At 68.1% G+C, this 19,716-nt stretch carries 22 protein-coding genes and 1 pseudogene; 16 read left to right on the top strand and 7 right to left on the bottom strand.

Translation table 11 applies throughout. The annotated features are described in order from the left end of the window. Positions 1-79 precede the first annotated feature (79 nt). Entirely contained in the window at positions 80-1,660 is a 1,581-nt protein-coding gene (locus D3874_RS26815; RefSeq protein ID WP_119782760.1) for an alkaline phosphatase D family protein, read from the top strand. Between the two features lie 52 nt (positions 1,661-1,712). Continuing rightward, positions 1,713-2,303: an HPP family protein gene (locus D3874_RS26820; RefSeq protein WP_119782761.1), complete on the top strand. Its 591-nt coding sequence runs from the start codon at positions 1,713-1,715 to the stop codon at positions 2,301-2,303. Positions 2,304-2,451: 148 nt separating this feature from the next. On the opposite strand, the gene D3874_RS26825 is transcribed toward D3874_RS26820, so the two are convergent. After that, positions 2,452-3,018: a TlpA disulfide reductase family protein gene (locus D3874_RS26825; RefSeq protein WP_119782762.1), complete on the bottom strand. Its 567-nt coding sequence runs from the start codon at positions 3,016-3,018 to the stop codon at positions 2,452-2,454. Positions 3,019-3,072: 54 nt separating this feature from the next. Here D3874_RS26825 and argH point away from each other — a divergent pair, with 54 nt between their 5' ends. The 5 genes and pseudogenes from argH to D3874_RS31420 form a co-directional block, all read left to right on the top strand. Further along, positions 3,073-4,488: an argininosuccinate lyase gene (gene argH / locus D3874_RS26830; RefSeq protein ID WP_119782763.1), complete on the top strand. Its 1,416-nt coding sequence runs from the start codon at positions 3,073-3,075 to the stop codon at positions 4,486-4,488. A gap of 18 nt (positions 4,489-4,506) precedes the next feature. Next, positions 4,507-4,704 (top strand): hypothetical protein, encoded by a 198-nt coding sequence (locus D3874_RS26835; RefSeq protein WP_119782764.1) that lies wholly within the window; start codon positions 4,507-4,509, stop codon positions 4,702-4,704. Positions 4,705-4,718: 14 nt separating this feature from the next. Further along, the gene (gene lysA / locus D3874_RS26840; RefSeq protein ID WP_119782765.1) at positions 4,719-6,005 is read left to right on the top strand and encodes a diaminopimelate decarboxylase; all 1,287 of its coding nucleotides are present in this window, start codon (positions 4,719-4,721) and stop codon (positions 6,003-6,005) included. 4 nt (positions 6,006-6,009) lie between these two features. After that, positions 6,010-8,340: a TIGR02302 family protein gene (locus D3874_RS26845; protein WP_119782766.1), complete on the top strand. Its 2,331-nt coding sequence runs from the start codon at positions 6,010-6,012 to the stop codon at positions 8,338-8,340. Positions 8,341-8,351: 11 nt separating this feature from the next. Further along, positions 8,352-8,513, top strand: a pseudogene (locus D3874_RS31420) (DUF4175 family protein); the annotation flags it as partial. 88 nt (positions 8,514-8,601) lie between these two features. Here the strand turns inward: D3874_RS31420 and D3874_RS26855 are convergent. Both D3874_RS26855 and D3874_RS26860 read right to left on the bottom strand, forming a co-directional pair. Continuing rightward, on the bottom strand, positions 8,602-10,053 hold the full coding sequence (locus D3874_RS26855; protein WP_119782767.1) for a nucleotidyl transferase AbiEii/AbiGii toxin family protein: 1,452 nt from the start codon (positions 10,051-10,053) through the stop codon (positions 8,602-8,604). Next, on the bottom strand, positions 10,050-10,862 hold the full coding sequence (locus D3874_RS26860; protein ID WP_119782768.1) for a type IV toxin-antitoxin system AbiEi family antitoxin domain-containing protein: 813 nt from the start codon (positions 10,860-10,862) through the stop codon (positions 10,050-10,052). Before D3874_RS26860 ends, D3874_RS26855 begins: the two co-directional genes overlap by 4 nt. Positions 10,863-11,204: 342 nt before the next feature. Between D3874_RS26860 and D3874_RS26865 the strand changes: the two genes are divergently transcribed. After that, positions 11,205-11,831 carry a glutathione S-transferase family protein gene (locus tag D3874_RS26865; protein WP_119782769.1) on the top strand — a complete coding sequence of 209 codons (627 nt, stop codon included), beginning with the start codon at positions 11,205-11,207 and terminating at the stop codon, positions 11,829-11,831. Between the two features lie 10 nt (positions 11,832-11,841). Here D3874_RS26865 and D3874_RS26870 read toward each other — a convergent pair whose 3' ends face one another. Further along, positions 11,842-12,201 carry a response regulator gene (locus D3874_RS26870; protein ID WP_119782770.1) on the bottom strand — a complete coding sequence of 120 codons (360 nt, stop codon included), beginning with the start codon at positions 12,199-12,201 and terminating at the stop codon, positions 11,842-11,844. A 198-nt stretch (positions 12,202-12,399) separates the two neighbouring features. Here D3874_RS26870 and D3874_RS26875 point away from each other — a divergent pair, with 198 nt between their 5' ends. Together D3874_RS26875 and D3874_RS26880 are read left to right on the top strand one after the other, a co-directional pair. Further along, on the top strand, positions 12,400-12,663 hold the full coding sequence (locus D3874_RS26875) for a type II toxin-antitoxin system prevent-host-death family antitoxin (RefSeq protein ID WP_119782771.1): 264 nt from the start codon (positions 12,400-12,402) through the stop codon (positions 12,661-12,663). Beyond that, positions 12,660-13,097, top strand: coding sequence for a hypothetical protein (locus tag D3874_RS26880; protein WP_119782772.1), 438 nt, complete (start codon positions 12,660-12,662; stop codon positions 13,095-13,097). Before D3874_RS26875 ends, D3874_RS26880 begins: the two co-directional genes overlap by 4 nt. Positions 13,098-13,102: 5 nt before the next feature. Here the strand turns inward: D3874_RS26880 and D3874_RS26885 are convergent, their stop codons facing one another. From D3874_RS26885 to D3874_RS26895, 3 genes are read right to left on the bottom strand one after another with little or no spacing between them, the layout of a single operon-like run. Continuing rightward, positions 13,103-13,453 carry a response regulator gene (locus tag D3874_RS26885; RefSeq protein WP_199699380.1) on the bottom strand — a complete coding sequence of 117 codons (351 nt, stop codon included), beginning with the start codon at positions 13,451-13,453 and terminating at the stop codon, positions 13,103-13,105. A gap of 24 nt (positions 13,454-13,477) precedes the next feature. Beyond that, complete coding sequence (hpt, locus tag D3874_RS26890) at positions 13,478-14,020, bottom strand: hypoxanthine phosphoribosyltransferase (RefSeq protein ID WP_119782774.1); 543 nt, start codon at positions 14,018-14,020, stop codon at positions 13,478-13,480. Continuing rightward, positions 14,017-14,682, bottom strand: a complete 666-nt coding sequence (locus D3874_RS26895) for a DUF3426 domain-containing protein (RefSeq protein ID WP_119782775.1) — start codon at positions 14,680-14,682, stop codon at positions 14,017-14,019. The genes hpt and D3874_RS26895 overlap by 4 nt, the downstream gene beginning before the upstream one ends. Positions 14,683-15,048: 366 nt before the next feature. On the opposite strand from D3874_RS26895, the gene ftsE reads away from it, so the two are divergent. The 6 genes from ftsE (at position 15,049) to D3874_RS26925 (ending at position 19,699) form a co-directional block, all read left to right on the top strand. Further along, complete coding sequence (gene ftsE, locus D3874_RS26900) at positions 15,049-15,723, top strand: cell division ATP-binding protein FtsE (protein ID WP_119782776.1); 675 nt, start codon at positions 15,049-15,051, stop codon at positions 15,721-15,723. Positions 15,724-15,741: 18 nt separating this feature from the next. After that, the gene (locus D3874_RS26905) at positions 15,742-16,623 is read left to right on the top strand and encodes a cell division protein FtsX (protein ID WP_119782777.1); all 882 of its coding nucleotides are present in this window, start codon (positions 15,742-15,744) and stop codon (positions 16,621-16,623) included. Then, entirely contained in the window at positions 16,623-17,192 is a 570-nt protein-coding gene (locus D3874_RS26910; protein ID WP_119782778.1) for a D-glycero-alpha-D-manno-heptose-1,7-bisphosphate 7-phosphatase, read from the top strand. Before D3874_RS26905 ends, D3874_RS26910 begins: the two co-directional genes overlap by 1 nt. After that, complete coding sequence (locus D3874_RS26915) at positions 17,192-17,830, top strand: YdcF family protein (protein WP_119782779.1); 639 nt, start codon at positions 17,192-17,194, stop codon at positions 17,828-17,830. The genes D3874_RS26910 and D3874_RS26915 overlap by 1 nt, the downstream gene beginning before the upstream one ends. Then, positions 17,827-18,549 carry a lysophospholipid acyltransferase family protein gene (locus D3874_RS26920; protein WP_119782780.1) on the top strand — a complete coding sequence of 241 codons (723 nt, stop codon included), beginning with the start codon at positions 17,827-17,829 and terminating at the stop codon, positions 18,547-18,549. Before D3874_RS26915 ends, D3874_RS26920 begins: the two co-directional genes overlap by 4 nt. A gap of 112 nt (positions 18,550-18,661) precedes the next feature. Then, positions 18,662-19,699, top strand: coding sequence for a glycerophosphodiester phosphodiesterase (locus tag D3874_RS26925; protein WP_119782781.1), 1,038 nt, complete (start codon positions 18,662-18,664; stop codon positions 19,697-19,699). Positions 19,700-19,716 lie beyond the last annotated feature (17 nt).

Genomic DNA, 19,716 nt, shown 5'->3' on the forward strand with positions numbered 1-19,716 from the left:
AATTTAACGCGGTCGAGACAATCAGGAAAACTTATTCCGTTAGGGTCGCTCCCGGTTCCCCAAGTAACCGGAGGCGTTCATGTCGGACCAAGATAACCGCTTTATCATGACCAGGCGCGGCCTGATCGCGCGCAGCGCCCTGATCGGTGCCGGCGCCATCGCAACCGCCCAGCCCTTCCGTGCCTTCGCGGCATCGGCCCGGCCCCGCTTCACCCACGGCCTGCAGACCGGCGACATCGTCGGCGACCGCGCGGCCCTGTGGGCCCGGGCCGACCGTCCGGCCCGCCTGAACGTGCAATGGGCGACCACCAGCGACTTCGCCAGCCCGACCAGCCTCGCCCCCGTCGACGCCCTGCCCGAGAGCGACTTCACCGCCCAGGTGATCGCGCAGGGCCTGCCGGCCGGCCAGCAGATCTACTGGCGCGCCGCCTGGACCAACATCGACGATGTCAATGCCGTCTCCAACCCGGTGATCGGCCGCTTCCGCACGGCGCCGGAAGCCGCGCGTGACGTTACCTTCACCTGGTCGGGCGACACCTGCGGCCAGGGCTGGGGCATCAACCCCGACATCGGCGGCATGACGATCTACGAGACCATGAACCGCATGTCCCCGGACTTCTTCATCCATTCCGGCGACACCATCTATGCCGACGGCCCGATCCTGGCCGAAGTGGCGCTGCCCGACGGCTCCACCTGGCGGAACCTGACCCTGGAGGGCAAGCACAAGGTTGCCGAGACGCTCGACGAGTACCGCATCGCCTACAAGTACAATCTGATGGACGACAACCTGAAGGCCTTCAATGCCCGGGTGCCCATGTTCGCCCAGTGGGACGACCACGAGACCACCAACAACTGGTATCCCAGCGAGATCCTGACCAACACCGGCAGCGACACCCGCTACACGGTGAAGCGCGTCGCCCTGCTGGCGTCCCGTGCCAAGCGCGCCTTCCTCGACTACATGCCGATGCTGCCGGTGACCGACGCGGGCCAGAAGCGCATCAACCGCCACATCCCCTATGGCCCGTCGCTCGACGTGTTCTTCCTCGACATGCGCTCGTTCCGCGGCCCCAACACCGCGAACCTGCAAACGGAAGAAAGCGCCGACACCGCCTTCCTGGGCGACTCGCAGATCCTGTGGCTGAAGCGCCAGCTCCTGGCCTCCAAGGCGACCTGGAAGGTCATCGCCGCCGACATGCCGATCGGCCTGAAGGTGCCCGACGGCGCCCAGTGGGAAGCGATCGCCAACGGCGAGGACGGCACCGCCAAGGGCCGCGAGCTGGAGATCGCCCGCGTCCTCGCCTACATCAAGGAGAAGGACATCAAGAACGTGGTCTGGCTGACCGCCGACGTCCACTACACCGCGGCCCACTACTACGACCCCAACAAGGCGCAGTTCCAGGACTTCAAGCCGTTCTGGGAATTCGTCTCGGGCCCGCTCAACGCCGGCACCTTCGGCCCCAACGCGCTGGACGCGACCTTCGGCCCGGAAGTGAAGTTCGTGAAAGCGCCGCCCGCGGGCCAGGTGAACCTGCCGCCGTCGGCCGGCTATCAGTTCTTCGGCCATGTGAAGATCGACGGCAAGACCAAGGCCATGACCGTGACCCTGATGGACACCGCCGGCGCCAAGCTGTGGTCGACCGACCTGACGCCCGAAGCCTGATCGCGCCTTAAGGCCATTGCGATCCCGGGAGCCGCACCCTAGAGAATAAGGGATGCGGTTCCCGGAGCGCTTCAATCCCCGACACCTGCCCAGGCGGATCGCCCGGTTCCGCGTCATCATCGTCCGGCGGGCGAGCTGGAAGTTCGCCCTGGTCGCCTCGATCGGGGCGATGATCGCGATTCTGGGTGCCGTCGCGATCGGCGAATGGTCGGGACACCCCCTGCTGCTGGCCACCTTCGGGCCGACCGGGGTGCTGATCTTCGGCTTTCCCCAGGTCCCCTTCGCCCAGCCGCGCAACGTGCTGGGCGGCTACCTCATCGCCGGCCTGTGCGGCCTGGCCGTCTGCGCCCTGCTGGGCTCCGGCCCCTGGGCGCCGATCCCGGCGGTGGGGCTGGCCATGTTCCTGATGATGCTGTCGCAGACCGTGCACCCGCCGGCCGCGGGCCTGCCGATCGTCATCGCCATGACCGATCCCGGCTGGGCCTTCCTGGGCTTTCCGGTGATGGCCGGGGCCCTGCTGATGGTGCTGGCCGGCCTGCTGTTCAACCGGCTGGGCCGCCAGGCCGAACGGCAGGAGCGGTCGACCCGGCGCGGCCGCCGCGCCCGCGCCGCCGCCAAGGCACCGTTGCGCCCCCCACCCTGATTGGCTGATCCATGGTGCGTCCTTCGAGACGGCCCTTCGGGCCTCCTCAGGATGAGGACAATCTTTATGGCAAACAAAATCTCCTCATCCTGAGGAGCCGCCAAAGGCGGCGTCTCGAAGGACGCACGGCGCTTGTCCAAGGCGCTGACTAGCCGGCCTTGAAGCCGCGCAGGAAGTCGAGCGCCGCGGGCGAGGCCCAGTCGGCCGGGCCGACCAGGCTGCCCCGCCAGGTGCCGTCGGCGCCGATGATCACCGTGGTGGGCAGGCCCTTGACCCCTAGATCGCGGGCCAGCGCCATGCCCTCGTCGTGGAAGGCTTCCAGGCCCCGGGCCTGGTTGGCGTCCAGGAACTTGCGCACCACCGCCTGGTCGGCCCGGTCGACGGAGATCGCCACCACCTTGATGCCCTGGCCCCGGGTCGCCTCGGCCAGCTTGGCCAGGGAGGGCAGTTCCTCGATGCAGGGCGCGCACCAGGTCGCCCACAGGTTGACCACCAGGATCTCGCCCTTGAGGGCGCCCAGGGTGATGTCGGCGCCGGCGCCATCCTTGAACACCGTCGCTGGCGCTGGCTTCGCCGGGTCGGCCGCGATAAAGTCCGGCATTCCTGCCGGCAAGGCGGCCTGACGGGTGCTCGTACCGGCGGGCCACCAGACGGCGACCGCCCCGGCCACCGCCGCCACCAAGACGATCATCGCGACTACCGGCACCAATCTCATGTTCAACTCTCCCAGGGCGGCATGCCGGCCGTGACCAACAGCGCAGTTTCATCCATGTCCGACGACCAGACGACCCAGACCCCGAACGCCTCCAACACCATGTGGGGCGGCCGCTTCGAGCGCGGCCCCGCGGAAATCATGGAGCGCATCAACGCCTCGATCGATTTCGACCGCAAGCTCTACGCCCAGGACATCCAGGGCTCGAAGGCCCACGCCCAGATGCTGGTGGCGACCGGCATCCTGACGAACGAGGACGGCGCATCAATTGCGGCCGGGCTCGACCGCGTCAAGGCCGAGATCGAGCAAGGCAGCTTCGCCTTTCGCAAGGATCGGGAAGACATCCACCTGAATATCGAGGCGCGCCTGGCCGAGCTGATCGGCCCCGCCGCCGGCCGGCTGCACACGGCACGCTCGCGCAACGACCAGGTGGCGACCGATTTCCGCCTGTGGGTGCGCGACGCGATCGACCGGCTCAGCGCCCTGACCATGGGCCTCGTCGCCGCCCTGCTGGACAAGGCCGCGACTCATGCCGAGGTGATCATGCCCGGCTTCACCCACCTGCAGGTCGCCCAGCCCATCACCTTCGGCCACCACCTGATGGCCTATGTCGCCATGCTGGAGCGTGACCTGGGCCGCCTGCGCGATGCACGGGTGCGCCTGAACGAGTGCCCGCTGGGCGCCGCCGCCCTGGCCGGCACCTCGTTTCCCATCGACCGCCACCTGACCGCCAAGGCCCTGGGCTTCGACCGGCCCACGGCCAATTCGCTCGATTCGGTCTCCTCGCGCGATTTCGCGCTCGAATACCTCGCCGCCGCCTCGATCCTGGGCGTCCACCTGTCGCGCCTGGCGGAGGAACTGGTGATCTGGACCAGCGCGCAGTTCCGCTTCGTGACCCTGACCGACGCCTTCACCACCGGCTCGTCGATCATGCCGCAGAAGCGCAACCCCGACGCGGCCGAGTTGTCGCGTGCCAAGGTCGGCCGCATCATCGGCGCCCTGAACACCCTGCTGATCGTCATGAAGGGCCTGCCGCTCGCCTATGCCAAGGACATGCAGGAAGACAAGGAGCCGACCTTCGACGCCGCCGACGCGATCGAGCTGGTGGTCGCCGCCATGGCCGGCATGGTCGCGGACCTGACCCCCAACGACGTCGCCCTGCACGCCGCCGCCGGCAGCGGCTTCTCGACCGCGACCGACCTGGCCGACTGGCTGGTGCGGACCTTGAACCTGCCCTTCCGCGAGGCCCACCACGTCACCGGCCGCATCGTCAAGCTGGCCGAGACCCGGGGCATCACGCTCGATGCCCTGAGCCTCGCCGACATGCAGGGGATCGAGCCGCGTATCTCGGCGGATGTATTCGCGGTATTGTCGGTCGAGAATTCGGTGGCCAGCCGGGTCAGCTTCGGCGGCACGGCGCCCAGCGGGGTCAAAACCCAGATCGCCGCCGCCCGCGCCCGCCTCGGCCTGTAACGTTCAGGATTTCAGTCGATGACGCTCCAGAAACTCGTTGCCTGCCTGCTGATCGTCACCGCCGCCGCCTTGCCGGCGGCCTGCGGCAAGCGCGGCGCGCCCACGCGCCCGTCCGGCTCGACCGCCACGCAGCCGGTGCCCGAGACGGCGCGGCCCAGCCAGCCGTCGACGCCCGAGCAGGATTTCCCGATTCCCACCACCCGCCCGCTGCCGTAAGAGACCGCCCGCCGATGAATCACTTCGAGTATCGCGACGGCCGCCTCCACGCCGAGGGCGTATCGCTGGAGGCGATCGCGGCCCAAGTCGGCACGCCGTTCTACTGCTATTCGACCGCCACGCTGGAGCGGCACTACCGGGTCTTCGCCGATGCCTTCGCCGGCCAGAAGGCCCTGGTCTGCTATGCCCTGAAGGCCAATTCCAACCAGGCGGTGATCGCCACCCTGGCCCGCCTGGGCGCCGGGGCCGACGTGGTTTCCGGCGGCGAGCTGAAGCGGGCGCTTGCCGCCGGCGTGCCGCCCGCCCGCGTGGTCTTCTCCGGCGTCGGCAAGACGGCCGAGGAGATGGCCGCGGGCGTAGAGGCCGGCATCCACCAGTTCAATGTCGAGAGCGAGCCGGAACTGGAACTGCTCTCGACCGTGGCCGCGGCCAAGGGCGCGGTCGCCCCCATCACCATCCGCGTGAACCCGGACGTGGATGCCAAGACCCATGCCAAGATTTCCACCGGCAAGGCGGAAAACAAGTTCGGCATCGCCTGGGAGCGGGTGCGTTCCGTCTATGCCCGCGCCGCCGCCCTGCCCGGCGTGAAGGTGGTGGGCGTCGATGTCCATATCGGCAGCCAGTTGACCGCGCTGGAACCCTTCGAGGCGGCGTTCAGGAAGGTTGCCGAACTGGTCACCGCGCTGCGCGGTGACGGCCACAAGATCGAGCGCCTGGATTTAGGGGGAGGCCTTGGCATTCCCTATGAGGAGAATCGCCTGGTCCCGCCCGAGCCGACCAATTACGCCGATATCGTCAAGCGGACGACAGGGCACCTGGGTTGCGCTATCATCCTGGAGCCGGGGCGCCTGCTGGTCGGCAATGCCGGCGTGCTCGTAGCCAAGGTGCTTTATGTCAAGAAGGCCACCGCCAAGACCTTCGTGATCGTGGATGCGGCGATGAACGACCTGATCCGACCCACCCTGTACGAGGCCTATCACGGCGTCCTGCCCGTGGTCGCGGCCGACCCGGATGCCGTCACCACCCAGGTCGACGTGGTCGGCCCGGTGTGCGAGACCGGCGATTTCCTGGCGCTGGACCGGCCGATGGCGCCGGTCAAGGCGGGCGACCTGGTCACCCTGCTCTCGGCCGGGGCCTACGGCGCCGTCATGGCCTCGACCTACAATACCCGCGCGCTGATCCCCGAAGTGCTGGTGAAGGACGACCGCTTTGCCGTGGTGCGCGAGCGTGTCCCGGCGGAGCGGATCATCGCGCTCGACCACCTGCCCGGCTGGCTGACGCCGGCCGACAGCGGGGCCTGAGGCCATGGCGGGCGAGACCAGCAACGCGCGCTTCGGCCGCCGTCTCGCCGCCGCCCGCCTCGCCCTGTGGTGGGAGGCGCTGTGGCCCGCCCTGTGGCCGGGCCTGGGCGTCGCCGGCCTGTTCGTGGCCCTGGCCTGGGCCGGCGTGATCGAGCGCCTGCCCGCCACCATCCATGCCATGACGCTGGGCCTGTTCGGCCTGTGGCTGCTGTGGGCCTGGCGCCGGGTGCCCGAGGCCCTGGCCCTGCCGGCGCGCGAGCGCGCCCGCCGCCGCCTGGAGACCGACAATGCGGTGCCCCACCGGGCGCTGGAGGTGCTGGACGACAGCCTAGGCCTGGACAACGGCGACGACCCGATGACCCACGCCCTGTGGCACAGCCACCGCGCCCGGGCCGCCGCCCGGGTGGACGGCCTGCGGGTGAAGGCGCCTTCCCCTGAGCTGTTCCGCCACGACCCCTATGCCCTGCGCGCCGCCGTGATCCTGGCCCTGGTGGTGACCGGCGTGGCCGCCGGGCCGCTGGCCGCCTCGCGCTTAGGACAAGCCCTGGTGCCCCATTTCGGCCGGGGCGGGGCGGGCGGCGGCGGCGAGGCCACCGGCTTTACCGCCTGGATCACCCCGCCCGGCTATACCCGCCTGCCCCCGGTCTACCTGGGGGCCCAGGGGGCGGCACCCGGCTTGGGGCTACGCGTGCCCGCGGGTGCCAGCGTCATCGCCCGGCTTTACGGCACCGTCGCCGGCGCCATCGCGATCGACGACGAGGCCCGGGACCTGGAACAGATCGAGCCGGGCACCTTCGCCGGCGAGACCACCGTGACCGCGGGCAGCCTGTTGCGCCTGCTGGACGATGGCAGCGAGCTGGCCGCCTGGCCGATCGAGGTGATCGCCGACGCGCCGCCCACCGTGGGCTTCCCCGCCCCGCTGGGCGCCAGCGAACGGCGGTCCTTACGCATCGCCTTCGAGGCCCATGACGATTACGGCGTCGCCAGCGTCGCCCTGCGCCTGCGCTTAGGCGGCCCCGGCCGCCCCGGCGTCGAGCCCCTGGTGGTGGTGCCGCTAGGCGGCAGCACCGGCCGGCCCGAGGCCAAGGGCACGGTGTTCAAGGACCTGACCGCCCACCCCTGGGCCGGGCTGGACGTGATCGCCGAATTGACCGCGACCGATGCCATCGGCCAGGTGGCGCGATCCGCCCCCGTCACCATCGCCCTGCCCGAGCGCAATTTCCGCAATCCGGTGGCCCGCGCCGTGATCGCCCAGCGCAAGCGCCTGGTCGCCAACCCGACCCAGCGCCGCGCCGTGGCCCAGGCCCTGGCCGGCATCGCCGACGAACCCCAAGCCTATGGCGGCCGTCTGGCGGTGTTCCTCGCCCTCGATGTCGCCACCATCACCCTGGTGCGCCATGCCGCGCCCGAGACCGACGCCGCCATGGTCGACCTGCTGTGGGACCTGGCGCTCGACCTCGAGGAGGGCCGCGTGGCCGGGGCCGAGGCCGCCCTGCGCGCCGCCCAGGAGGCGCTGGAGCAGGCCTTGCAGAACGGCGCCTCGGATGCCGAGATCGCCCGCCTGATGGACGACCTGCGCGCCGCCATGAGCGAATACCTCCAGGCCATGACCGAGGAGGCGATGCGCCGCGGCATCGACCCCGACGCCGCCCAGGCCATGCCCAACGGCCAGATGATCACCAGCGAGGACCTGGCCCGCATGCTGGACGAGGCCCAGCGCGCCGCCGAAAGCGGCTCGCGCGAGGAAGCCCAGCGCATGCTCTCGGACCTGCGCGAGATGCTGGAAAACCTCCAGGCCATGCAGTCGATGATGGAGCCGGGCAGCCAGGCCCAATCGATGAACCAGGGCCTGAACGAACTGGGCCAGATGCTGCGCCAGCAGCAGCAGTTGCGCGACCGCGCCTTTGCCGAGCAGCAGCGCCAGCAGGGCGACGGCGCCATGCCCGGCGAGCAGGGCCAGCCCCGCCCCGGCCAGGGCAGCCAGCCGGGCCAGGGCGGCCAACCCGGGCGCAATGGCCAGCCCGGCGGCATGGGCCAGATGGCCGCCGACCAGGAAGCCCTGCGCCAGCAACTGGGCGATTTGCTGCGCCAGTTGGGCGAGGCCGGCGTGCCCCTGCCCGATGCGCTCGCCCGGGCCGACCAGGCCATGGGCCAGGCCCAGGGCGCCCTGGAAGGCAACAACCCCGGTGCCGCGGCGCAAGCCCAGGGCGAGGCCCTGAGCGCCCTGCGCGAAGGCATGGGCGCCTTGAGCGAGGAAATGGCCCGCCAACTGGGCACCGACCCCGGCCAGGGCCCGGCGGCCAAGGCCGCGCCGGCACCGACCGCGACCCCTTAGGGAGGCCCCGCCCCGCCCGCGACTTCGGCACCGGCGACGACGTGAGGGTGCCCACCGAAGCCGAGGCCAAGCGAGTGAGGGATATCCTGATGGAATTGCAGCGCCGCGCCGGGGATCGCAGCAGGAGCCAGGACGAGCTGGATTACATCAACCGGCTGCTGGAGCGGTTTTGAGGGGGTGATGGGGGAACAGGAGGATTCTGTTCCTGACCCTTAACAGGCCGTCGGAGCGCGCTGAGGCCGAAGGGGTCCGAGCCTTAGTCTAGTATTTGGTCGTCACATACGTGCCGAAGGTACCGTAGCATTGGAAGCCGGACTTGCGGTTCTTATGCGGGTTGAGGGAGCCGTCGTAGGTCTTCTTGTTGAAGGTTTTCCCACAGACCGAGCATTTGAAAACGTAGGTTGGCCCGCTCGCCGTGCTCAAGCCGGCACGACTTGAAGAGCGACCTGCCGTCGGGCTCGGCCAAGCGCCAGCCCGTTGTGTTGTTATGCGTGGCGTGCTGGATTTGCGCGGGATTGACTCTGTGCCTGTCGGCGTCAACTCTATCGGATAGCGCGCGGTGAAGGTCGTCTGTGTTGGCTTGGCGCCAAGGATGCTATCGACACGGTAGCTGCGCGGCTCGCCGTTGTCAGAGCGCACGGCCATGAGAAGAACGTCATCGGCCTGCGTTCGGCGTAGTGAGTAGGCCTCGATGAGCCGCGTTGACCGTTTCCCTTGCTGGTCTCGGTAGTCGATTTCCACAAGAAGCCGATTGGCGGCGGCAAACCTTATGACCTCAATGTAGCCTTGACCGGAAGTACCGACAGGCAGACCAACGATTCGGTCGCGGATTAGCATACTGGTTCCGCCAATCGGCATGGCCGCGAGCGCAGGAATCGCCTGGCCATGCAGCCAATCGAAGATTTCTGGAAGCGCATCCCAAAAGGCGGCCACCGGAAGCAGTGCGGGAAGCTGATGGTCCAGCATGTGAACCCACCCCGCCTCCAACTCCTCGCGGTGTAGTTCCAGGTCCGCGATTTGCGGCAAGCCTATACCCTTATGCTCACACTTCTGGCGCAGAACTTCGACGAAGCGCCGCGGCTCCGGCCGCGCCTCGGTGTTCCGATAGAGGTTCACGACGTCGTAGAGGTCACGCGGTCGCGTGCGCTCGGCCAGCGCGCGGAACTTCTCTGCGAAGGCCTCGACATAGTCATAGGCAAGCACGCTGATCCCGTCCTCGGGGGCGTCCGAGTACGGGTGGAAAATCTGCGTCTGAATGGGCGACAGGACGATCCGTTCGTCGGCGGTCAAATCGAGTTTGATCCGGGGCAAGCCGTGGCTCGACGAGATAGGGCCTTTGTAGCTGATCTTGCCTTGGCAGGAGATGGTGCCGCGCGGGTTCTGGTAGATATCAAACTCCTGGCGGGCGGCCGGCACTTCGATGCCAGTCTCGTCATAAATCCACTCACCGATCTCGGCGAAGACGCGTTTCAAGAATTCTTTGTCAAGGTGACCTTCGTCGCGCAGCGTGAAATCGAGGTCTTCGGAGAAGCGATAGGTCTCGAAGAAGCACTTCTTCAAGCAGGTGCCACCCTTGAACACCCAATTCTCAACAAGCTCCTCGTGGCTGTAAATGCCTGCGAGCATCCAGCCCAACACATAGTCTTTCTCGACGACATGAGGCGTGAGGGATGTCTGCTTTGCGATGGCAAGGAGTTCGCGTTTTTCGATCATGGCTGGTTCTCGCGCGCCCAGCTTTCAGGGATGCGCAGGCGCCACTTCGAGACGATGCGCGGACAAGCGAGTGCCGGGTCCAGCTTGGCATGACCTCCGCTCAGACGGTGTTGGCAGAGCTGAACGAGTTCGTCCGTGCCTGGCAGGCGCCGCTCTGCGAGGAAACCAAGGCGCTTAAAGACGGCCCCATTACCGAAACGGATCGCGTAATCGATAAGCTTCGCGTCATCGCGATCAGGTCGACGTAAATAGGCATTCAGACAGTCGGAAACGTGCTGAATGCCGCCGCCAAGAGACGGATCGTCGAGGATGTCGATCATCGTACGGTGAACGTCGGAAACGGCAACCCGGGTTTGATGCCGCCAGACCGGCTTGGTGCCGAATATCTTCCGTTCATCGACGTGCTTGAGGATGAATGGAACGCCGTGACGTTCCTGACGCTTCTCCCGCACGGCCTGCGCGGTCATGACCAAGACGTCTTTGAAAATCTGCTCGGTGAGGTCCCAATGCTCCGCGGCCGTACGGCCCCCGATGTAAGCAGGCGCGAAGAGCGCCGGCACCAGTACCCACGTATCATCAAGCACGCGCTCGGAACCTAGCGTGTCGATGGAGGCTGCCACATAGGCGCCGCGTCCGACACGGCTTAGCCAGCCTTGCTCCATCCATCGTGACAGGCGTTGGGCGGCGCTCGTACGGGTCAGATGCAGAGTCGCAGCAACGTCGTCGATATGGATCACATCGCCAGCTGCAACGAGCACCTGGACAAGTTGGGCGCGCCCCTGCGGTAAACTAGACAAATGTTTGTCCATACGCTTGGATTATCAAAAACTGCGAATTTAGACAGTTATAATATACTCATAAACACCGCCCATCAAGTTTTTCCAATTCGCGAAATTCGCACTAAATGCGAGTTTCCGCGTAGATAGTAACAATACCCTAGGCTGAATGTCAGCTGATCGCTGCGGGCACAAGTCCGACCCCTGGCGCTGGGTGGACCCTCCCTTCAACAGCCGACGTCCCGACTTCGGCTCTTAGTGCAAATCGGCACGCCCCTCGCAGCGAATGGACAGAATGCTCCCACAACAATCTCCCGCCCTTCCGGCTCCTCTTAGGTTATGACACGCTGAGCGTTCCCAACAGCGGTTTCTCCCATGATCCTCATCGGCCAATTCGACTCCCCCTTCGTGCGCCGGGTCGGCATTGCGCTCACCCTCTACGATCTGCCCTATGAGCACCGGCCGTGGTCGGCGTTCGGGGATGGGGAGAAGGTGCGGGCGTATAACCCGTTGGGCCGGGTGCCCACGCTGGTGCTGGACGATGGCGCGGTGCTGGTCGACAGCCATGGCATCCTCGATTACCTCGATGGCCTGGTCCCCGTGGAACAGGCCCTGTTCCCGGCAGCGCAGCCGGCGCGGCGCCAGGCGATGGCGGTGGCGGGGCTGGCCACCGGGCTGGCCGACAAGGCGGTGAGCCTGTTCTATGAGCAGCGGCTGCATGCGCAGGTGTCGCCGGTCTGGGTCGAGCGGTGCCGGGCGCAGATCACCGGCGTGCTGCGCGCGCTGGAAGCCGATCGGGCCGGGCGGGCGGGCGAGTACTGGTTCGGGCCTCGCATCGGCCATGCCGATATCGCCGTCGCCGTGGTGCTGCGGTTCCTGGCCGAGGTTCATGGCGACGTGGCGCGGGTCGCGGATTATCCCGCCCTCGCCGCCCATGCCGCGCGGCTGGAGGCGCTGCCGGCGTTCTTGGCCGTCCAGCAGCCGTTCATCCCGCCGGCGTGAGGGCCGGCGCTCAGCGGGCGAGCGCGCCGTCGACCGCGTCGAGCAACTCGTTCAGGGAGAAGGGCTTGAGCAGCAGGCCGGCGGTGAACTCGTCGAGGTCGGTCGCGTGCTCGAACTTGTCGGAGAAGCCGGTCATCAGCAGGATCGGCAGGGCCGGCTGGTCGCCGCTGAGCGCGAGCGCCAGCGCAATGCCGTCCACCACCGGCAGGCGGATGTCGGAAATCAGCAGGTCGAAATGCTCGTCCATGGCCAGGCGATAGCCGATGCCGCCATCCTCGGCCAGTTCCACATTGTGGCCGGCGGTGTCCAGCGCGCGGGCGATGAACTGCGCGACCGAGGTTTCGTCTTCGACCACCAGCACACGGGCCATGTCGAACCTCCTAAGGATGAGCCCGGCCAGCCTACGCCCGATCCACGCGCCAGCCTAGCGCGCCTGCGCCCTTTCCACCGCCGCGCGCAATTGCGCCAGGGTGAAGGGCAGCGATCGATGGCCGTGCGGGTTTGCATATGGGCCGAACTCTGTATAATTCGGAGTATTCATATTCTTCGAATGATCGGGACCGCTACAATGCGCGTGACCACCGCCGAATTCATCAAACGATACGGCAGCTTGGCGGACCGGGCACTGACCGAACCGCTGACCATCACCAAGAATGGCCGCGACCGGCTTGTCGTCCTTTCAGCGGAGGAATATGCCCGCCTCAAACGCCGGGACCGGCGGGTGATCCGGGCGGGGGAGCTGACCGACGAAGAGATCGCCCTGATCAGCAAGGCCGAGGTTCCGGCGGAATACGATTATCTCGACGCTGAACTGGCCGACGACAAGCCGTGACCTTGCCGGTTCCCACGCCGGGCCTGGTCATCCGCTATGCCTATCTCTGGGGCCGGGAGGCCGACGCCGGCCTGGAAGAAGGGCTGAAGGATCGTCCTTGCGCGGTCGTCATCGCCCATCGCGACCGGGAGGGCGAACTGCAGGTTTATGTCCTGCCCGTGACCCACGCCGAACCCGGTCGCGACCAGGCAGCCATCGAAATCCCGCGATTGGTCAAGCAGCGGCTGCGTCTCGACGGCGAAAGATCCTGGGTCGTGGTCGACGAGGCCAATCTGTTTGCCTGGCCAGGACCCGACATTCGCCCCGTTCCCGGCGATAGCAAACAGGGTTTCGCCTACGGCTTCCTGCCACCGGGCTTTTTCCGCCTCGTCCGGGACCGCTTTCTCGCCCTCGCCCGATCGGGTAAGGCATCAGCCACCCGCCGGAGCGAATAGCGAGCCTAGCGCCCCAGCGCCTTTTCCACCGCCGCGCGGAGTTGCGCCAGGGTGAAGGGTTTCAGCAGCATGCCTGCGACCAGGCCTTCGAGGTCGCCGGCGCGTTCGTATTCTTCCGTATAGCCGGTCATCAGCAGGATCGGCAGGGTGGGCTGCTCGGCGCTCACCGCCAGGGCCAGAGCGATGCCGTCCATCACCGGCATGCGGATGTCGGAGAGCAGCAGGTCGAAGCGTTCGGCGGTGACGAGGCCGTAGGCAGCGCCACCGTCCTGGACCAGGACCACGGTGTGGCCGGCGGTATCGAGCGCGCGGGCGATGAAATGGGCGACGGCGGGTTCGTCTTCAGCCACCAGCACCCGTGCCATCCGCGCCCGGCCCGCTCAGTCGTCCACGACGCCGATGAAGGGCAGTTCGCGGAAGCAGTTGGCGACGTCCATGCCATAGCCGACGACGAAACGCTCGGGGCATTCGAAGCCGACGTATTCAGCGCTCAGCGCATTCTCGCGCCGCTTGGGCTTGTCCAGGAGGACGCACAAGGTCACCTTGGCGCCGCGCGCGGCCATCAGGTCCTTGGCGAAGGAGAGGGTGCGGCCCGATTCGAGGATGTCGTCGATCAGCAGCAGCTTCTTGTCGCGCACGAAGACGCCGATGTCGCGCTGGATCGTCACCTGGCCGGAGCTCACCCTGCCGTCGCCATAGGACGAGAGCATGACGAAGTCGACCTCGACCTCCGCGCCATGGGCGTGGAGCGCGCGCAAGAGGTCGGCGGCGAAGACGAAGCTGCCTTTCAGCACGGGGATGGCGACGAAATCGGTGCCCAGCTTGGCGATGATTTCCTGGGCCAGCTCGTCGACGCGCCTTGCGATGGTCGCCGCGTCGAACAGCACGCGGACAGGCTTGCCGCGGGCCACGGTCCGGGTCATGGGGTCTCTCCGAAGGTGACGGCAACCTTGGTCGCCTCGTGGGGCGGTGCCGCGAAGCGCACCTTGTATTGAACCTGCGCCCCGGCGCCGACCACGGCAGGCTCGGGGATCGCCATTTCCCGGCGCAGCACGCGGCCCTGGTCGTCGAGCAGGCTGACCCACAGGGGCGGCACCGGCCGTTCGCCCTCCAGGGTGGAGCGCACGGTGCCCGACACGGTGAGGATTTCCGAGCCGCCTTCGCTACTGCGCTCGGTCACCGGCTCGGCCAGGACCAGGCCATAGGCCGCAACGCGCAGGCCGACCAGTTCGTAGAGCTTGCCCGCCGGCGGCCAGGCCGCCACCACACGGTCGCGGTACAGGGCGGCGGCGCCCAGGGCGCCGGCCAGAATCACGACGAAGAGCAGCCAGCCCACGGCGCCGGCGCGGCGGCGCGGCCGCGGGGGGCCGGGCAGGTTGGCGATCTTCTCCGGCACGCCGCTCACCCCGGCGGCGCCGTGCTGGCGCACCGGCTCGGTCAGGTCGACGGTGCGCGGCATGTCGGCCGGCGGCGCCTGGAACCAGACATTGCCGCATTTGGCGCAACGCACCTCACGCCCCGCCGGGCTGAGCGCCGCCGGCGGCAGCAGGTAACGGGTGCTGCAGGAAGGACAGGTAAGGATCATGCGCAAGGTTCTGGGAAAGGCATTCCGGCGTTTATAGGCGAGCGGGACCCGCCCTGCCAACCACTGCCATGGCGCAGCGGTACGATAGGGAGTGGTTCGCCAGGATCAACCGCTTGGCCGCCAATGTCGAGAGAAGCTAACGACTCCCTCTCCGCCGCTTGCGGGGGAGAGGGAAGGGGCCCGTCGCGAAGCGATGGGAAGGGTGAGGTGGTGGGTCGGACAGAGCGTGATTTACGCCATCGACCCACCTCACCCAACCCTCTCCCCCCTGAGGGCGGAGAGGGCTTAACGGTGGCGGGCCGGCCCGACTTTACGGCCCGGGCCGCTTCATGCCATGGTGCCGCCATTCATGGCCAGGCGTTTGGGATGGTTCGGTTCGATAATGTCGGGATGCGCTATGGTACCGGCCACGAGGTGCTGCGCGACGTTTCGTTCGAGTTGCCGCGCGGCTCGCTCACCTATCTGACGGGGGCGAGCGGGGCCGGCAAGTCGTCACTGCTCAAGCTGATGTTCCTGGCCCACCGGCCGTCGCGCGGGGTGGTCGAACTGTTCGGCAAGGACCTGTCGCGCCTGCCGCGCACCCAACTGCCCGAGCTGCGCCGCCAGATCGGCGTCGTCTACCAGGATTTCCGCCTGATCGACCATATGAGCGTGTTCGACAATGTCGCCCTGCCCATGCGCGTCTCGCGCCGCCCGGCGATGGAGATCAACGCCCATGTCGAGGAACTGCTGGGCTGGGTGGGCCTCGCCGACAAGATCGCCGCCACCCCGCCCGAACTCTCGGGCGGCGAGCAGCAGCGCGTGGCCATCGCCCGCGCCGTCATCGCCCGTCCGCGCCTCCTCCTGGCCGACGAGCCCACGGGCAGCGTCGACCCTGAGATGGGCGACCGCCTGATGCACCTGTTCCTTGAGCTCAACCGGATCGGCACCACCATCCTGATCGCCACCCATGATGTTGCCATGATGGAGCGTCATCGTGCCCCGGTGATGCGCCTGATCCGCGGCGAGCTGGCGGTCAGCCGGCCCGGCCGGGCCGCCTGAGACGGAACCCGGCCGCCGATGCTGTTCGACCACCTTCACCTGCTGCCGCGCGGCGCCCTGTCCAGCCGCCTGATCCCGGCGATCATCGCCACCATGGTCCTGCTGCTGACGCTTGGCGCCGCCGGGGCGGTGGCGATCGACGTCTCGCTCTCCAGCTTCCAGGCCGAACTGTCGGGCCGCTATACGGTCGAACTGCCGGCGACCGAGATCGGCGGCATCGACGAGGAGAAGATCGCCGAGGTGGTCGACCTGCTGGCCGAGACCCAGGGCGTCATCGCCGCCGAGGTGGTGCCGGCGCCGACCATCGAACGCCTGCTGCAACCCTGGCTGGGCGGCCAGGCGGCGATGGCCGACCTGCCCCTGCCCGTCCTGATCGATATCGTCGCCACGCCGGGCACCGCGCTGGATACGCAAGGCCTGGCGACCCGCATCGAGACAATCGTCAAGGGCGCGCGGGTCGAGGCGGCGGTCGAGAGCATGGACGAGATCGCCTCGCTGGCGGAAGTCATCGAACTTGCCGCCTATGCCATCGTGGCGCTGGTCGCCGCCTGCCTGGCCGCGGTGATCGTCTTTGCCACCCGTTCGGGCCTCGCCGCGCATTTCGGCATCATCGAGATCGTCCACCAGATCGGCGCGCGCGAGGCCGCCATCGCCCGCGAGTTCGAGCGCCACTTCTTCCTGCTGGGCCTGGTGGGCGGGGCCATCGGCGTGGGCCTGGCCGGGCTGATCGTGTTCGGCCTGGCGCAATTCGCCGGCTCGCTCGATTCGCCCTTCCTGCCCAGCCTCAATGACCTGGGTGCCGCCCTGGTGCCGCTGGGCGCCATCCCGGTCGCGGTCGCGGTGCTGACCACGGTGACGGCCGGGGTCACGGTCGGGCGCAGCCTGCGGCGGCTGACCTGATGGCCCGCCTGGTCCTGCTCGAGCGCGACGGCGTCCTGATCGAGGACCGGCCGGACTTCGTCAGGAACCCGGGCGAGCTCACCCTCCTGCCGCGCGCTGCCGCCAGCTTGCGCCGCTTCAACGAGGCGGGCCTCAAGGTCGCGGTGGTGACCAACCAGCCGGCCGTGGGCCGCGGCATCATCGACGAGGCCATGCTGGCCCGCATCCACGAGCACCTGTTGGCGCGCCTGGCGCGCGAGGGCGCCCGCCTCGACCTCCTCCTCCACGCGCCCGAGGCGCCCTGGGTGCCCGGCCCCCGGCGCAAGCCAGGCAGCGGCATGCTGCACGAGGCGATGCGCCGGTTCGGCATTGCGTCATATGATTGCGTCATGATCGGCGATTCCCTGACGGACCTGGAAGCGGCCAAGGCGGCGGATGTCGCCCGCATCCTGGTGCGCTGCGGCAAGGGCCAGGCGACCCAGGCGGCCGGCATCCCGCGCGAGCTGATGCCCCTGCGCATCGCCGACGACCTGTGGCAGGCGGCCGATTTCGTCCTGGGGACGGACGCCGGCAACGCGGGGGCTGGCTGATGCGCAGCGTGCGCTTCGTCCTGCTGATCCTCAGCTTCCTGCTGGGCGCCTATGGCTGGTTCCTGGGGCGGATCCCGACCAGCGTCGCCGATCCCACCCGCGAGACCGACGGCATCGTGGTGCTGACCGGCGGCGCCCTGCGCCTGGACGAGGCGGCGGTCCTGCTGACCCAGGGCCGGGCCAAGCGGCTGCTGATCTCCGGCGTCTCGACCGACACCCTGCCTGAAGATATCCGCAGCCGCCTGCCCGGCCTGCCGCCCGACCTGTTCCAATGCTGCGTCGACCTCGGCTACCAGGCGCGCAACACCATCGGCAATGCCGACGAGGCGGCGGCCTGGGCCACGGCCAAAGACATGCATACCCTGCGTGTGGTCACCGCCGCCTATCACATGCCCCGCGCCCTGATCGAACTGCGCCGCACCCTGCCCCAGGTCGACCTGGTGCCGCACCCGGTCTTCCCCGAGCGGGTGTTCGACAGCGGCACCCTGCCGCCGGTCACCGCACCCTTGGAATTCGGCAAGTACATCCTGGCCCTGGTGCGCCTGCGCCTGAGCGGGCTGGAGCCGCCCGGCGACGGCAGCGTGGTCTCGCGCCTGCCGACCGCACCGCCGACCCTTGCGCCGGAGCCCGCCCCATGACCGCCCTCCTGTGGCTGCGCTCCGGCCTGTTCAACGCCTTCTTCTACCTGTGGACCTTCGCGATGACCGTCGTCGCCTTGCCGACGCTGGTCATGCCGCGCGCGGCCATCCTGCGGGCGACGGGGTTCTGGATCAGCGGCCTCAACCTGGCGCTTCGCGTGATCTGCGGCGTGCGCATCGAGGTGCGCGGGCGCGAGCGCGTGCCGCAGGGCGCCGTGCTCTACGCGGCCAAGCACCAGTCGGCCTGGGACACCATCGCCCTGCTGCCGATCTGCGGCTTTCCCGCCGTGGTGCTGAAGCGCGAGCTGACCTGGATCCCGCTCTACGGCTGGTACATCCTGCGTCTCAACATGATCCCGGTCGACCGCGCCGCCGGGGCCAAGGCCTTGAAGGACATGGTGCGCCTGTCCAGGCGCGAGGCCGACAGCGGCCATTCGCTGCTGATCTTCCCGCAAGGCACCCGCGTCGCCGTCGGCGCCAAGCTGCCCTACCAGCCGGGCGTCGCCGCCCTCTACGGCCAGTTGGGCCGCCCCTGCGTGCCGGTCGCGCTCAATTCAGGGCAGGTCTGGCCGCGCCGCACCTTCCTGCGCCGCCCCGGCACCATCGTCGTCGAATTCCTGAACCCGATCCCGCCCGGCCTGCGCCGCGAGCCCTTCATGACCACCCTGGAAGCCCAGATCGAAGCCGCCGCCGACGCCCTCGCCAAGGTCAATCGCTGAAAAAGCCCTCTCCGCCCTGAAGGGCGGAGAGGGCGATCCTGGGCCACATCCTCAAGCTGTCACGGACGGGTGCTATTGAGCTTGCTCCCCACGCGACACAACGAGGCAGCCCATGAAACCGGTCATCCCCCTCGCCCTGGCTCTTGCCGCCCTGCTCTCCCAGGCGGCCGCGGCCGGCCAGCCCGCCCCCCTGGTCATCGGCCATCGCGGCGCCAGCGGTTACCTGCCCGAACACACCATCGAGGGCTACACCCTGGCGATCGAGCAGGGCGCTGATTTCATCGAGCCCGACCTGGTCTCGACCAAGGACGGCGTGCTGATCGCCCGCCACGAGAACGAAATCGGCGGCACCACCGACGTCGCGGCGAAATTCCCCGAGCGCAAGGCCCGGAAGGTCATCGACGGCAAGGAAATCGAAGGCTGGTTCACCGAGGACCTGACCCTGGCCGAGATCAAGACCCTGCGCGCCAAGGAACGCACCGATTTCCGCAGCCACGACAACGACGGCAAGTTCCTGGTCCCCACCTTCGACGAGGTGATCGCCCTGGCCAAGGCCCGCTCGGCCGCAACCGGCCGCACCATCGGCATCTATCCCGAACTCAAGCACGGCAGCTATTTCGACCAGGTCGGCCTGTCGCTGGAAGAAAAGCTGGTCGCCGCCCTCAAGGCAGCCGGCTGGACGGGCAAGGACGCCCCGGTCTTCGTCCAATCCTTCGAGGTCGCCAACCTGAAGGAGCTGAACGGCGTCATCGACGTGCGCCTGGTGCAATTGATCGACGACGCCAAGAAGGCCCCGGCCGATTTCGTGGCGGCCGGCGACAAGCGCACCTATGCCGACCTGCTGACGGCGGCGGGCCTCAAGGAAATCGCCACCTATGCCGACGGCGTCGGCCCCTACAAGCGCAACATCGTGGCCGAGAACCCGGACAAGACCCTGCAGCCGGCCAACACGGTGATCACCGATGCCCATGCCGCGGGCCTGGTCGTCCACCCCTGGACCTTCCGCAACGAGGACGGCCGTTACCTCAGCCCCGACTACAAGGGTGACCCGATCGCCGAATACCACCAGTTCTTCGCCCTGGGCGTCGACGGCGTCTTCTCCGATTTCCCCGACACCGCCGTGAAGGCCCGGGCCAGCTTCAAGCCCTGAGCCCAAGACACAACGAT

Origin of the sequence: Oleomonas cavernae (genome assembly GCF_003590945.1) — a bacterium.
GTDB lineage: Bacteria > Pseudomonadota > Alphaproteobacteria > Zavarziniales > Zavarziniaceae > Zavarzinia > Zavarzinia cavernae.

What these genes read in the sequence shown, in the direction of transcription:
- D3874_RS26845 (WP_119782766.1), top strand. Translation starts at nt 6,010, where the DNA reads ATGGCGGGCGAGACCAGCAACGCGCGCTTCGGCCGCCGTCTCGCCGCC.
- lysA (WP_119782765.1), top strand. Translation starts at nt 4,719, where the DNA reads ATGAATCACTTCGAGTATCGCGACGGCCGCCTCCACGCCGAGGGCGTA.
- D3874_RS26820 (WP_119782761.1), top strand. Translation starts at nt 1,713, where the DNA reads ATGCGGTTCCCGGAGCGCTTCAATCCCCGACACCTGCCCAGGCGGATC.
- D3874_RS26860 (WP_119782768.1), bottom strand. Translation starts at nt 10,862, where the DNA reads ATGGACAAACATTTGTCTAGTTTACCGCAGGGGCGCGCCCAACTTGTC.
- D3874_RS26925 (WP_119782781.1), top strand. Translation starts at nt 18,662, where the DNA reads ATGAAACCGGTCATCCCCCTCGCCCTGGCTCTTGCCGCCCTGCTCTCC.
- hpt (WP_119782774.1), bottom strand. Translation starts at nt 14,020, where the DNA reads ATGACCCGGACCGTGGCCCGCGGCAAGCCTGTCCGCGTGCTGTTCGAC.
- D3874_RS26910 (WP_119782778.1), top strand. Translation starts at nt 16,623, where the DNA reads ATGGCCCGCCTGGTCCTGCTCGAGCGCGACGGCGTCCTGATCGAGGAC.
- D3874_RS26855 (WP_119782767.1), bottom strand. Translation starts at nt 10,053, where the DNA reads ATGATCGAAAAACGCGAACTCCTTGCCATCGCAAAGCAGACATCCCTC.
- D3874_RS26905 (WP_119782777.1), top strand. Translation starts at nt 15,742, where the DNA reads ATGCTGTTCGACCACCTTCACCTGCTGCCGCGCGGCGCCCTGTCCAGC.
- D3874_RS26920 (WP_119782780.1), top strand. Translation starts at nt 17,827, where the DNA reads ATGACCGCCCTCCTGTGGCTGCGCTCCGGCCTGTTCAACGCCTTCTTC.
- D3874_RS26835 (WP_119782764.1), top strand. Translation starts at nt 4,507, where the DNA reads ATGACGCTCCAGAAACTCGTTGCCTGCCTGCTGATCGTCACCGCCGCC.
- D3874_RS26825 (WP_119782762.1), bottom strand. Translation starts at nt 3,018, where the DNA reads ATGAGATTGGTGCCGGTAGTCGCGATGATCGTCTTGGTGGCGGCGGTG.
- D3874_RS26915 (WP_119782779.1), top strand. Translation starts at nt 17,192, where the DNA reads ATGCGCAGCGTGCGCTTCGTCCTGCTGATCCTCAGCTTCCTGCTGGGC.
- D3874_RS26865 (WP_119782769.1), top strand. Translation starts at nt 11,205, where the DNA reads ATGATCCTCATCGGCCAATTCGACTCCCCCTTCGTGCGCCGGGTCGGC.
- D3874_RS26895 (WP_119782775.1), bottom strand. Translation starts at nt 14,682, where the DNA reads ATGATCCTTACCTGTCCTTCCTGCAGCACCCGTTACCTGCTGCCGCCG.
- D3874_RS26870 (WP_119782770.1), bottom strand. Translation starts at nt 12,201, where the DNA reads ATGGCCCGTGTGCTGGTGGTCGAAGACGAAACCTCGGTCGCGCAGTTC.
- D3874_RS26815 (WP_119782760.1), top strand. Translation starts at nt 80, where the DNA reads ATGTCGGACCAAGATAACCGCTTTATCATGACCAGGCGCGGCCTGATC.
- D3874_RS26875 (WP_119782771.1), top strand. Translation starts at nt 12,400, where the DNA reads ATGCGCGTGACCACCGCCGAATTCATCAAACGATACGGCAGCTTGGCG.
- ftsE (WP_119782776.1), top strand. Translation starts at nt 15,049, where the DNA reads ATGGTTCGGTTCGATAATGTCGGGATGCGCTATGGTACCGGCCACGAG.
- argH (WP_119782763.1), top strand. Translation starts at nt 3,073, where the DNA reads ATGTCCGACGACCAGACGACCCAGACCCCGAACGCCTCCAACACCATG.